Annotated in this window: 10 protein-coding genes; 2 read left to right on the top strand and 8 right to left on the bottom strand. The window is 69.1% G+C overall.

Annotated features, from left to right (window positions below; genetic code table 11):
- Positions 1–9: 9 nt before the first annotated feature.
- From IEZ15_RS08840 to galE, 4 genes are all read right to left on the bottom strand, one after another.
- Positions 10–951, bottom strand: coding sequence for a hypothetical protein (locus IEZ15_RS08840; RefSeq protein ID WP_114247271.1), 942 nt, complete (start codon positions 949–951; stop codon positions 10–12).
- Positions 948–2,741 carry a stealth family protein gene (locus IEZ15_RS08835; protein WP_506353618.1) on the bottom strand — a complete coding sequence of 598 codons (1,794 nt, stop codon included), beginning with the start codon at positions 2,739–2,741 and terminating at the stop codon, positions 948–950. The genes IEZ15_RS08840 and IEZ15_RS08835 overlap by 4 nt, the downstream gene beginning before the upstream one ends.
- A gap of 412 nt (positions 2,742–3,153) precedes the next feature.
- Positions 3,154–4,239, bottom strand: a complete 1,086-nt coding sequence (locus tag IEZ15_RS08830) for a PLL family lectin (RefSeq protein WP_229845804.1) — start codon at positions 4,237–4,239, stop codon at positions 3,154–3,156.
- A 131-nt stretch (positions 4,240–4,370) separates the two neighbouring features.
- Positions 4,371–5,357: a UDP-glucose 4-epimerase GalE gene (gene galE / locus IEZ15_RS08825; protein ID WP_189275573.1), complete on the bottom strand. Its 987-nt coding sequence runs from the start codon at positions 5,355–5,357 to the stop codon at positions 4,371–4,373.
- 195 nt (positions 5,358–5,552) lie between these two features.
- Here galE and IEZ15_RS08820 point away from each other — a divergent pair, with 195 nt between their 5' ends.
- Both IEZ15_RS08820 and IEZ15_RS08815 read left to right on the top strand, forming a co-directional pair.
- The gene (locus tag IEZ15_RS08820; RefSeq protein ID WP_373302537.1) at positions 5,553–6,644 is read left to right on the top strand and encodes an LCP family protein; all 1,092 of its coding nucleotides are present in this window, start codon (positions 5,553–5,555) and stop codon (positions 6,642–6,644) included.
- A 39-nt stretch (positions 6,645–6,683) separates the two neighbouring features.
- Positions 6,684–7,094: a PIN domain-containing protein gene (locus tag IEZ15_RS08815; RefSeq protein ID WP_189275569.1), complete on the top strand. Its 411-nt coding sequence runs from the start codon at positions 6,684–6,686 to the stop codon at positions 7,092–7,094.
- Position 7,095: 1 nt separating this feature from the next.
- On the opposite strand, the gene IEZ15_RS08810 is transcribed toward IEZ15_RS08815, so the two are convergent.
- From IEZ15_RS08810 to IEZ15_RS08795, 4 genes are all read right to left on the bottom strand, one after another.
- Positions 7,096–8,607 (bottom strand): amino acid permease, encoded by a 1,512-nt coding sequence (locus IEZ15_RS08810; RefSeq protein WP_229845803.1) that lies wholly within the window; start codon positions 8,605–8,607, stop codon positions 7,096–7,098.
- 173 nt (positions 8,608–8,780) lie between these two features.
- Positions 8,781–10,709 (bottom strand): 1-deoxy-D-xylulose-5-phosphate synthase, encoded by a 1,929-nt coding sequence (dxs, locus tag IEZ15_RS08805; RefSeq protein ID WP_114249366.1) that lies wholly within the window; start codon positions 10,707–10,709, stop codon positions 8,781–8,783.
- Between the two features lie 169 nt (positions 10,710–10,878).
- Complete coding sequence (locus IEZ15_RS08800) at positions 10,879–12,192, bottom strand: sugar ABC transporter permease (protein ID WP_189275565.1); 1,314 nt, start codon at positions 12,190–12,192, stop codon at positions 10,879–10,881.
- Positions 12,189–12,983, bottom strand: coding sequence for an ATP-binding cassette domain-containing protein (locus IEZ15_RS08795; protein ID WP_114249365.1), 795 nt, complete (start codon positions 12,981–12,983; stop codon positions 12,189–12,191). Before IEZ15_RS08795 ends, IEZ15_RS08800 begins: the two co-directional genes overlap by 4 nt.
- Positions 12,984–13,115: the final 132 nt, after the last annotated feature.

The raw sequence follows: 13,115 nt of genomic DNA, 5'->3' as shown, positions 1-13,115 counted from the left end.
TGTGTGCGGTTACGCGGCTTCCGTCATCGGGCTGCACTGGATGCGGAAGTTACCCGCGGGTGTGTAGCGGGGCAGTACGAGCATGGGGTGCCGGCCGACGGGCGTCACCGCGGTCTGCCGGAAGGCGAAGACCCGCCCGGGGTTGCGAACGTCGTGCAGGCGTCGCCCCAGGCGCATGTCGCGCAGGTTGTCCGAGCACATGACCAGGTCCCACTGCTCGGCGTGGTCTCGGCGCGGCGCCATGAGGTGCAGCGGCACGGACACCTGCCACAGCCCTCCGTCGAACCGGTCGACGTCCGCCTCCAGACGACGCCCGGAGGCGACGAACTCGGCCCAGGGGGCTTCGGGTTCACCTCCGACGACGCGGAACGTGACCTCGATCTGGCTGTGGGTCACGTGGACACGCACGACCTCCGCCGAGGGCCGGGGCGGGCTGAACGTCACCCGGGCGCTCCCGGTGACACTGCGGCCCAGCCGATATCGGGCGCCGGTCGCCGCGGACGCCTCCATGGGCCGCGTCGGCCCGCCGTACGGCACGGGAAGGTCGACGAGGAGCAGGGGCAGTGTGCGGCGGCGCAGTCCCCGTGACAGGCGCAGCCGGATCTTCCAGCGGCCGGGGGTCAGGGGCAGGCCGTTCACGTCCTGCCCGAGCAGGATCGCGGCGTCCATCGCGACGCCTCCGTCGTGGTCGGTGTAGACCTTGGCGGCCGTGGCGAGCCGACGGCCCCGGCGCCTCAGTTCGATCCGGGCGCCCTCGTCCGGCCGGACCCAGTGCGGCATCCGGGCGTGCAGGTTGACGGTCTGCCCGTCGAGCACGGCGGCATAGCGCAGTACGGCCGCCCGGCCCTTGCGCCGGGGCAGGAAGAACCGACGCAGCAGGACCGACCGGACGCGAGTGGTCTGGCGGCGCATCCGGCGGCGCAGTGCGCGCAGGGGTCTTCGGCGCTTCATCGGGCGACTCCGTCGGCGAGGCCGTGGTGGGTGGGAGCCGCGTCCAGACTCGGGGGCAGGACGCGGCGGTCGGTGAGCCGGGTGGGACCGGTGGCCCCGTCGGGCAGCTCGTATCGGCTGGCGACGGGGAAGTAGCTCTCGAGGAACGATCGGACCATGCGGTCCTGCGCCTCGGGGTCGGGGTGCACGACCGTGTCGTTGAGGCAGAACGTGTCGAAGTCGCGGCGGGCGAGCAGCGAGTTCAGGCGGCGCCGGGCCTGGTCGGCGGCGAGGTCGACATAGACGTAGCGCAGGTTGCCGACGGTCGCGCGGCTGGTGTGGAAGCCGTAGTAGTGGTGCAGGGACGAGGCGATCGGGACATCCTGGGGCGAGCGGAAGCGTGAGTGCTGGGTGCGGCGGTGCTCCTCGCCGTACACCAGCTCGATGTCGGCGAGGACGCTGCGGCGCAGTGCGTGCGGGGTGTGCTTCATCTTCTGCGCGATCCGGGTGCCGAAGGACCGCTCGATCAGGGCCCTGCTGTTCTTGCCCGCGGCGTTCACCGGCAGCTCGTCGTCGCCCGAGGAGCCGGTCGGCACGAGCGCCTTGGACTGGAAGAACTTGCTCAGCCCGTTGGCGTGGAAGAAGTGTCCGGGGGTGAGCGGGCGGCCGAAGAACACGTCGTCGTTGAGGTACAGGAAGTGCTCGGACAGCCCGTCTATTCGGTGCAGCTGACTCTCGATGGCATGCGAGTTGAAGGTCGGCAGAGCGGTGGGATCGGAGAAGATCTCGCGGTGGTCGACGACCTGCAGGCCCGGCACGTCGGTGTCGAGCCACGCGGGCACCTGCCCGGCGGTGACCAGGTAGACGTTGCGCACCCAGGGTGCGTACTGGTGCAGGGAGCGCAACGAGTAGCGCAGCTCGTCGCGGCTGGTGAACCGGGCGTCGTTGGCGGCCTGGGCGTGCAGACTCGGGGCGGGGGCGCCGGGGCGGCCCGAGCGGGCGGCGTCCCGTTCCGCCGCCCACACCGGGTCGGAGTCGTCGACCCAGGTGTAGACGACGTCGATGGGGAAGAGGTGGTCGTCCGGCAGCGGCTGGGTGAACTCCGGCAGGGTACGCGTGACGCCTGTGGTGTAGGCGCCGGGCACGAGGGCGAACAGGGCCTGCGGAGCGGCCGGTCGCGGCGTGTCCGCGGGGACCAGATCGACCACGCGATTGGGGCGGGGAGCCTCGTACTGGCCGTCCCGTTCCGTCCAGAACTCGAGGTCGCACCCCTGGTCGGTGCCGAAGACGAGGTGCTGCGTGGGATCGGTGACGTACCAGGCGACCCGGAGGGCGTCGTGCTTGCGCAGCTGGCGCCAGGACCTGTCGTCGTCGCCAGGTCGCATGTCCGACTCCGATGCGTTGGCCGCGCCCACGTAGCCAGGGGTCTGCTCGAAGGCGATCTGGAGCATCTCCTCCGCCGACTCGCGCAGCGCGACGGGCACCGCGACCGTCGGGACGTCCTTCGTGGCACCGCGGACACAGAAGTATTCGATGTCCCCGGCCTCCAGCGCGGAGATGAGAATGTGCAGATTGCGGGCCCGGGCCGCCCACGCCGTGGCGCCCTCCACGAGCAGGGCATGCATGTGCCGGCCTTCGACGCGTACCACCCGGCGCACGGCGGCCGCACTGTGCCGGGGCGCCTTGCGGCGGCCGCCCATCGCCCAGACGACCGTCGCCGACCGAATGGCGTCGACGGAGGTGAACGAGGACTTGACCGCGGAGCGCAGCGGGGCCGGCACCTTGCGGACGATGCCCCTTCGCGCGCCCACCGGCACCACGGACCGATATGCCGAGACCAGCGATCCAGCCTCCGGATTACCGGAACCGGCCACGAGGCATCCACCACCCACGCCACTGCGGTCCAGCGCCTGCCGCGACCAGGCACCACCTCGTGCCCGGACGGCGGACGGTATGAGACCGAAACCTGTCATCCACCATGCAGACCGCCCCACCGGACGGTCAGACCTGCCTACCCGCGAGCAAGTCACAGAACTTTCACATAAAGAACCGATCAACGTCCAGCCAAAAAAGTGGACATATACGACATGTGAGCGTGAGGAATCCCACCGGCTACTTGTACAACCTTTTACAACTTCACGAGAACATCGCATGACATCGAGGTGACGCACCTATGTCGCTCGGCACCCCGGAGGGCGATCCGGGACGCCCTCCTCCGTCGGGTCACAGCCGGTGCCAGTGCGGCGAGAGCGTGAGCCCGGGCCCCACTTCCTGCCGGGCGACGGACACGACCCCGTCCCGCCCGCGAATCGCTACGACGACGCGACCGTGTCCGTCGAGGGCCAGCGCGGGGTCACCGACGCACTCCTCGGTGGTGTCCGACCACCAGACGCCGTGCTGCTCCCCCTCGGTACCGCAGACCCCGATCAGCAGAGTGCCACCCGCCCCGCGCTGCGCGAGAACCGTGCAGTCGTAACCGTCGAGCGGGGCGCGCAGCGCCACGACGGCGCCGTCCCCGGGGTACCCGCCCACCGGCACCGGCCAGGCGCCCGCACGGTAGGCGACGACGCCTGCCGTGTTCGTATCGGTCCAGTAGTAGGTGAGGCGGTCCGGCGCCGTCTCCAGCGCCGTCACGGAACCCGCCAGCGCATAGAACTGCAAGGGCGGGGCGATCTGCAGCGGGCCGTCCGGATCATCCTGACGCCACTGCTGCACCCCGTGATCACTGGGCGCGAAGACCTCCACGAGCCCGCTCGAGGTCACCGACGGCACAAGTTCGGCGGCGAGCCCGGCCCCCTTGAGGTCCTGCCAGGCTCCCCATTTACCGCCCTTCCCCTCACGGCGCACCTGTAGTCCGCGACCCGCGTTGCGCACGAAGACGAAGACAGTGCCCTGCGCGTCGACTGCCCCGGCCGGCGCACCGACCTTCCGACCCGCCTCCCGGTCACGGTAGAAGTTGCCGAGGGAGCGCCATTCGGTGACGGGACGACCGGTCTGGTACTGGATGGCGTGCACGAAGTCCACGCCCGGCCCGTCGGAACCACGGCGTTCACGCCGCCCGAGGAAGTGCACGTACGAGTCGGCACCCTGAACGACGGTCAGGTCCGTCAGGTCCGCGATCGGCACGAACTCCGGGCCGTCCCACCGGTCCCCGCCCGGACTCCGCTGCGTCCAGCGCAACAGACCGCCGTCCGTGCGGGCGTAGAGCGTGAGCCTGCCGTCCCTGCCGAGCGGCATCCAGCGGCCACGCGGCGTTCCGGAGACCTGGTGGCACCCGGACGACGGGACGAGAGGGCGGGCACTGCTCACGGAGTCCGGTCCTCTTCTCCGCATGACCCGCGACACCCTCTCCGCCTCACCGGTTCTTCATCCTGCCCTCACAGGGCCGACACATCATATGCTCAGCGTCGACCCGCCCCGGCGGGTCGACGACACTCGGTTCAGCGCCGCGCCTGCGGCATCCGCAGACACCACCCGGCCCATGCCGAAGCGACCATGGCACGCGCATCGTGCTGCGCGTGCCAGCCCAGCTCGCCGCGGATTCGGTCGGCGGCGGCCACGACGCGGGCAGGGTCACCGGCCCGGCGCGGGGCGCTCACGGGCGTGGCGGCGGCACCGTATCCGGTCACTTCCCCGATCAGTTCGATCATCTCCCGCACGGAGACACCCTCCCCGCGGCCGATGTTGACGGTCAGGTCGGTTCCCGGCTCACGGTCGAGGAGTGCTCGCGCCGCGGCCAGGTGCGCCGAGGCGATGTCGGCGACGTGGATGAAGTCGCGCACGCAGGTGCCGTCCTCGGTGTCGTAGTCGTCACCGAACACCACCGGCGCCTCGCCCCGCGTGAGTTTCTCGAAAACCATGGGCACCAGGTTGAAGACGCCCGTGTCGGCGAGGTCCGGTGTGGCCGCGCCGGCGACGTTGAAGTACCGCATCGAGGCGGTGGCAATGCCGTGCGCCTTCCCCGCGGCACGCACCATCCACTCGCCCGTCAGCTTGGTCTCGCCGTAGGGGTTGATCGGGGCGCACGGGGTCGTCTCCGTCACCACCGGTACGTCGGGCATTCCGTAGACGGCCGCCGACGAGGAAAAGAGGAACGCCCGCACCTCGCTGTCGGCCACGGCCTCCAGCAGGGTCTGCAGGCCCTGCACGTTCTCCCGGTAGTAGAACAGCGGGCGCTCGACGGACTCCGCCACCTGCTTCTTCGCGGCGAGGTGGACCACCCCCCGCACCGGCAGTTCCGCCAAGGTGCTGCGCAGCAGGGCCGCGTCGAGCGTCGATCCCTGGACGAACGGGACATCCGCGGGCACGCGCGAGCGGTCGCCCGTCGAGAGATCGTCGTACACGACGACCGACTCACCGGCCTCGCGCATAGCGCGGACGACATGCGCCCCGATGAAGCCTGCCCCACCCGTGATCAACCAAGTCATGAACGAATAGTAGTTCGAGCAGTGCAGATCATGATTCCAGGGCCAAAACACCCATTCGCACGATCCTCTGTTCTATAGTGCACGCTCAGTCATGCATGCACGGACCGGCCACACCCCCCACCCGAGTCCCACGCACTTCACAGCCCACCTCGGGCCATGAGATTTGAGGACTCGACCAGGATGAGCCACGACGCCATGACACAGGGCACGCACGACGGTCGTCCGGCCTCCGGTGGCGGCGGACGGAAGCGGCAGGGAGCCCCTCGCAAGCGCCGCCGCGGCCTCAAGATCACCCTCAGCGTCCTGCTCATCCTGCTGCTCGCCGCCGGTGGCACCGTCTACTGGCTCTACAGCAGCCTCGACGGGAACATCAAGGGCGTCGACATCGACAAGGCGCTCGGCGACGACCGCCCCGAGAAGCTGCCGACCAGCGGTCAGAACCTGCTGGTTCTCGGCTCCGACTCGCGGGCCGGTGCCGAGAACAAGGAGCTGGGCGGCGGCGGAAACGTCAGCGGCGCCCGGTCCGACACCGCGATGGTGGTGCACATTCCCGAGGGCCGCACCAAGGCCGTCGCCGTGTCCATACCCCGTGACACCCTGGTGACCCGGCCCGAGTGCACGAAGGCCGACGGCTCGGCTGTTCCGTCGGCGAACCGCGTGATGTTCAACTCCGTCTATTCGCAGGTCGGTCCGGCCTGTGTGGTCAAGACCGTCGAGAAGATGTCCAAGGTCCGGATCGACCACTACCTGGAGATCAACTTCGCCGGGTTCAAGGATCTGGTCGACGCGATCGGCGGCGTCACGGTCGATGTTCCGCAGGACATCCACGACAAGTCGTCCGGCCTCGACCTCACCAAGGGCCCGCACAAGCTCGACGGCACCGAGTCCCTCGCGTATGTCCGTACCCGCCATGGCATCGGGGACGGCAGCGACCTCGGCCGGATCGGGCTTCAGCAGCAGTTCCTCCTCGCCCTGCTGAGCGAGGTCAAGTCGCAGGATCTGCTGAGCAGCCCGACGAGCACGTACAAGATCGCCAACTCGGCGACCGAGTCGCTGACGACCGACGACGGTCTCGCCTCGCTGACGTCGCTGTCGAAGTTCGCCCGCTCCATGCAGGGCGTCGATCCTGCCTCGATGGAGACGATCATGCTCCCGGTGGCGTACGACAAGGCCGATCCGAACCGGGTCGTGGCGGCACAGCCGCAGGCCGACACGTTGTGGAAGGCGATCCGCGAGGACGCCACGATCCCGGAGTCCGCGAAGAAGTCACCGGCCACCGGCGGCTGACGGACTCCGGCCGCGGTCGGCACATGGCACCCTTCGGGAATGCTGAGCGAACCGACCCTGCTGATCGTCGACGCGGCCAATGTGGTCGGGTCGGTACCGGACGGATGGTGGCGGGACCGGCGTGCAGCGGCCGTACGGCTGCGGGATTCGCTGGTCCCGTTCGCCGCGGACGGTCTGGACTCCTTTCCCGGTCGCGCCGAGCTGATCCTGGTCGTCGAGGGCGCGGCCCGGGGCGTCGAATCGCTTCCCGGGGTACGGGTGGAATCGGCCCCCGGGAGCGGTGACGACCGGATCGTCGAGCTGGTCGCCGACGCCATGTCCCGTCCGCAGGCCCGTATCTGTGTGGTCGTCACCGCCGACCGGGGGCTGCGGCAGCGGGTGGAGGCGTACGGAGCGCAGTGCGTGGGCCCTCGTGCGGTACGGCCGCCGCCTCCGTCGCGCAGCGACTGATCTACGGCCGGCCGACGGGCTCGTTGATCCGGCTGCGCCTGCGCCCGTACGCGAAGTAGATGACCACGCCGATGGCCATCCAGACAGCGAACCGCAGCCAGGTCTCGGCCGGCAGATTGAGCATCAGCCAGACCGAGGCGGCCACCGAGAGGATCGGGAGCAGCGGCACCCACGGGGTACGGAACGCGCGGTGCAGATCGGGGCGGGTGCGGCGCAGCACCATGACACCCAGGGCCACGACGACGAACGCGAAGAGCGTGCCGATGTTCACCAGTGTCGCCAGTTCGTTGATGCTCGTGAAGCCCGCGACGATCGCGATGATCACGCCGAGCAGGATGGTCGGGCGGTACGGCGTGCGGAAGCGGGGATGCGTCACGGAGAAGAACCTCGGGAGCAGACCGTCGCGGCTCATCGCGAAGAACACCCGGGTCTGCCCGAGCAGCAGGATCAGGCAGACCGTGGTGAGGCCGATCGCTGCGCCGAAGCTGATGAATCCCGCGTAGACAGGATGGCCGACGGCCTTGAAGGCATCGGCCAGCGGGGCCTCGACCGACAGCTCTCTGTAGTTCTGCATGCCCGTGACCACAAGTGACACGGCGACATAGAGCACGGTGCAGATGAGGAGCGAAGCGAGGATGCCACGTGGCATGTCACGTTGCGGAACCTTCGTCTCCTCGGCGGCGGTGGCCACCACGTCGAAGCCGATGAAGGCGAAGAAGACGACGGAGGCGGCGGTGAAGATGCCCAGGACGCCGAAGTTCGTGGGCGCGTAGCCGAAGATCAGCTGGATCAGCGGTGCGGTCAGTCCGGAACCGGAGGGCTGTGGCTGTGCCTCGGGGATGAAGGGCGAGTAGTTGGCGGCGTTGACGAAGAACAGTCCCGCGATGATCACGATCAGGACCACGGCGATCTTGATGGCCACCACAATGGTGGTGACCCGGGCGGAGAGCTTCATGCCGAGCACCAGCACGACGGTCAGGACGAGTACCAGGCCGAAAGCCAGGATGTCGAAGCCGAATCCTTTCGCCACATCGGGTCCGGAGAGCACTTCGGGCATGTTCCAGCCGAAGTTGTCCATCAGCGAGCGGACATAACCGGACCAGCCGACCGCCACCACCGCCGTGCCGAGTGCGAACTCCAGCACCAGGTCCCAGCCGATGATCCAGGCGACCAGTTCGCCGAGCGAGGCGTACGCGAAGGTGTAGGCGGAGCCGGCGACCGGGACGGTGGAGGCGAACTCGGCGTAGCAGAGCGCGGCCAGGGCGCAGACGATGCCCGCGACCACGAAGGCGAGGGCGGTGGCGGGACCCGCGGTCTCCTTGGCCACCTTGCCGGTGAGCACGAAGATGCCGGTGCCGATGATGACGCCCACTCCGAAGACTGTGAGGTCCAGCGCGGAGAGGGACTTCTTGAGCGCGTGCTCCGGCTCCTCGGTATCGCGGATGGACTGTTCGACCGTCTTGGTCCGGAACAGTCCGCCACTGCTGGGTGGTGTGTCCTGCTGGGCAGTCACCGGCGTACCTCCACGCACTCGTCGTGTACGCCATGATTGGGACCGTATCTGCGGCGCAGGGCTCCGCATCAGGAGATTTCACGCGAATGGGCCGGTCGAACCACTCGTACAGGGTGGCCGACCGGCCCATTGGCCGTATCGCGTACCGGCCGCGAGGACCGGGGTCGTACGGGTCAGTCGCGGACGGGCTCGATCACGGAGCTGCTGCCCGTGTCCGTGTCGTAGCGGCCGTCCAGCTTGGCGACCAGGCCGGTGACCTGACGGGCGATGTCCGGCGCGGTCAGTCCGATCTCGGCCATGACCTCCTTGCGGGAGGCGTGGTCGAGGAAGCGCGGCGGGATGCCGAAGTCGCGCAGCGGTACGTCCACCCCGGCGTCGCGCAGCGCCTGGGCGATTGCGGAGCCGACGCCGCCGGCCCTGCTGTTGTCCTCGACGGTGACGACGACGCGGTGCTGCTCGGCGAGTGGGGCCATGGCCTCGTCGACCGGCTTGACCCAGCGCGGGTCGACCACCGTCGTCGAGATGCCCTGGGCATCCAGCAGATCGGCGATCTCCAGGCACATCGGGGCGAGCGCGCCCACGGAGACCAGGAGGACGTCCGGCCGGATGGTGCCGGGCTCGCGCAGGACGTCCATGCCGCCGACCCTGCCGACGGCCTTGACCGCCGGGCCGACCGCGCCCTTGGAGAAGCGGACCACGGTCGGTGCGTCGTCGACCTCGACGGCCTCGCGCAGCTGGGCGCGGACCTGGTCGGCGTCGCGCGGGGCGGCGATCCGCAGGGTGGGCACGCACTGCAGGATCGACATGTCCCACATGCCGTTGTGCGAGGCGCCGTCCGTGCCGGTGACACCGGCACGGTCCAGGACGAACGTCACACCGCACTTGTGCAGGGCGACATCCATGAGGACCTGGTCGAAGGCGCGGTTGAGGAAGGTGGCGTACACCGCGAAGACGGGGTGCAGTCCGCCGGTGGCGAGGCCGGCCGCGGAGACCGCGCCGTGCTGCTCGGCGATGCCGACGTCGTAGATCCGGTCCGGGAACGCCTTCTCGAACTTGGTCAGGCCGACCGGCTGGAGCATGGCCGCGGTGATCGCGACGATGTCCTTGCGCTCCTTGCCGAGCTTGACCATCTCCTCGCCGAAGACGGAGGTCCAGTCGAGGCCCGATGTGGCGACCGGGAGGCCGGTGTCGGGGTGGATCTTGCCGACGGCGTGGAACCGGTCGGCCTCGTCGAGCAGGGCGGGGGTGTAGCCGCGTCCCTTCTCGGTGAGGCAGTGCACGATGACGGGCCCGCCGAAGCGCTTGGCGCGCTGGAGCGCGGACTCCAGGGCCTCGATGTCGTGGCCGTCGATCGGACCGACGTACTTCAGGCCGAGGTCCTCGAACATGCCCTGCGGGGCGATGAAGTCCTTCAGCCCCTTCTTGGCGCCGTGCAGCGTCTCGTACAGCGGCTTCCCGACGACGGGGGTGCGCTCCAGGATGTCCTTGCCGCGGGCCAGGAAGCGCTCGTAACCGTCGGTGGTGCGCAGGGTGGCCAGGTGGTTGGCGAGGCCGCCGATGGTCGGGGCGTAGGAGCGCTCGTTGTCGTTGACGACGATGACGAGGGGGCGGTCCTTGGCGGCGGCGATGTTGTTCAGCGCCTCCCAGGCCATACCGCCGGTGAGCGCACCGTCACCGATGACCGCGACGACGTGGTCGTCCTTCTTGAGGACCTCGTTGGCCTTGGCGAGGCCGTCGGCCCAGCCGAGGACCGTGGAGGCGTGCGAGTTCTCGATGACGTCGTGCTCGGACTCGGCCTGCGAGGGGTAGCCGGACAGGCCGCCCTTCATCTTGAGCCTGGAGAAGTCCTGGCGGCCGGTGAGCAGCTTGTGCACGTAGCTCTGGTGGCCGGTGTCCCAGAGGACCTTGTCCTTCGGCGAATCGAAGACCCGGTGCAGGGCGATGGTCAGCTCGACCACACCCAGGTTGGGGCCGAGGTGGCCACCGGTCTTCGATACGGCGTCGACCAGGAAGGTCCGGATCTCTTCGGCGAGCTGGTCCAGCTGCTCGGGAGTGAGCCGGTCCAGGTCACGCGGTCCACCGATGCGGGTCAGCAGAGCCACCCGTTCCTCCTTGCGTTCGAGCTGGTCGAGCATGCCGATCCGATGAGTCTAATGTTCCGTCCGTCGTCGCAGGCATCGGGCAGGGGAAGTGCTGTCACACCCCTCCCCGCAGCCGACAGTGCCCGGCGCCTGAATCGGGCGCCGGGCACTGGATCGGGCGGGCGCGATGTCAGGCGCGACCTGCGGTCTTCTGGGTGCGGCGGGAGACCGAGTCGATGACCACGGCGGCCAGCAGAACCGCGCCGGTGATCATGTACTGAATGGCATTGGCCATACCGATCATGTTCAGGCCCTGCTGGATCGACTGGATCACGATCATGCCGAGCAGCGCGGACCAGACCTTGCCCCGGCCTCCGAAGAGGCTGGTGCCGCCGATGACGGCGGCGGCGATGACCAGCATCAGCGTGTTGCCGCCGCCGACGCTCTTGGTGGCGCCGCCGGAGAGGCTGGCGATGAAGAGGCCGCCGAAGGCGCCCAGCGTGCCGGACAGGGCGAAGACGGTGATCCGGACCCGGTCGACGTTGATACCGGCCCGGCGCGCGGCCTCCGGGTTGCCGCCGACGGCGAAGACCTGACGGCCGAAGCTCGTGCGCCGGGCGACGAAGTCCGCGACGATCAGGACGGCGAGGAAGAGCACCAGGGCGAGCGGCAGGCCACGGGCGCCCTCGGGTTCGTTCAGGACGTACGCGACGACGAAGCACAGGACCGCGACGACGGCGGTGCGCAGCACGACCTCGCTGGTCGGCCGGGCGGGCAGGCCTGCGGTCTTGCGGCGCCTGCTGTCCACCAGGAGCGAGGCGGCGTACGCGAGGACGGCGACCAGGGCGAGTCCGTAGCCGGCGGCCTTGTCCTCGAAGAAGTAGTTGGTCAGGTTCTCGACGGCGCTGCCGGACGGCGTGTTGATCGAGCCTTCCCCGCCCATCATCCAGTCCTGAAGACCGCTCCAGCCGAGAAAGCCAGCCAGGGTGACGACGAACGCCGGTACACCGATCTTGGCGAAGAAGAAGCCGTGCAGCGCACCGAGAGCCATTCCGGAGAGCACGGCGACGATGATCGCGAGCCACTCGTTCCAGCCGTTGTTGACGTTGAGCACGGCCCAGACGGCCGCGCCGACGCCGGCTACCGAGCCGACCGAGAGGTCGATCTCGCCGAGCAGCAGGACGAACACGATGCCGACCGCCATGATGCCGAGGCCGGAGCTGTAGACCGCGACGTTGGCGACGGAACTGGCGGAGAGGAAGTTGCTGTTCTGGAACTGGAAGACGATCGCGATGACGATCAGGCCGACGAAGACCGGCAGGGAGCCCAGCTCACCACCACGTACCTTGCGGGTGAACTCCGACCAGTAGCCCTTGAAGCCCTCTTCACGTACGAGGAGCCGCGGGTCCACGGCTGGGACCGGGGCTGCCGGCTGCTCGGCGGCCGGTGCCGCAGCGGCGGGCTTCTCGGTGGAAGTCCCGGGGGTCTTGGCGAGGTCGCTCACTTCGCGTCCTCCTTCGTATCTGTGCGTGCCTGGCGGCGCGTGACGGCATTGTCCGTGGCGCCGGTGATCGCGGCGATGATCTCTTCGTGGGAGGTGCTCGCGACGTCGAAGACACCGTTGTTGCGGCCCAGGCGGAGCACCGCGACCTTGTCCGCGACGGCGCGCACGTCGGCCATGTTGTGGCTGATGAGGATGACGCCGTGGCCACGCTCGCGCAGCCGCTCGACCAAGTCGAGGACCTGGGCGGTCTGTTCGACGCCGAGGGCCGCGGTCGGCTCGTCCAGGATGACGACCTTGGGGTCGCCGATCAGGGCGCGGGCGATGGCCACGACCTGGCGCTGACCACCGGAGAGCGAGGCGACCGGGATGCGGACGCTGGGGATCCGGATGGACAGCGTGTCCAGCAGTTCCTTGGCGCGCTTCTCCATCGCGATCTCGTCGAGGACGGAGGCCTTGCGCAGTTCGCTGCCGAGGAAGAGGTTGGCGACGACATCGAGGTTGTCGCAGAGGGCCAAGTCCTGGTAGACGGTGGCGACTCCGAGCTCCTGGGCGTCGTTCGGCCGGTTGATCCGGACCGTCTCGCCCTCCCACTCGATGGCGCCTTCGTCGATCGGGTGGACACCCGAAATGGTCTTGACGAGGGTCGACTTGCCGGCGCCGTTGTCGCCGACCAGGGCAACCACTTCGCCGGGGTGAATCTCCAGGTCCACGTCGGTGAGCGCCTGGACGGCGCCGAACCGCTTGGAGATTCCGCGCAACGCCAGCACGGGCGTAGCGGACACGTGAATCATCTCCTTCGCCGCCTGACCGGCGGGGATGGTGCTGCTGAGCACAGGGGGGTAGGGCCGTCGTCCGACCGCTGTCCTGCCCCGGAGGGCCGTCGCTCGACAGACAGCGGGGTGACGACGTGCCTCCAGGTCCCG

This window comes from Streptomyces atratus (assembly GCF_014648655.1).
GTDB classification, from domain to species: domain Bacteria; phylum Actinomycetota; class Actinomycetes; order Streptomycetales; family Streptomycetaceae; genus Streptomyces; species Streptomyces atratus.
This window is presented reverse-complemented; position numbering and strand designations above follow the sequence as displayed.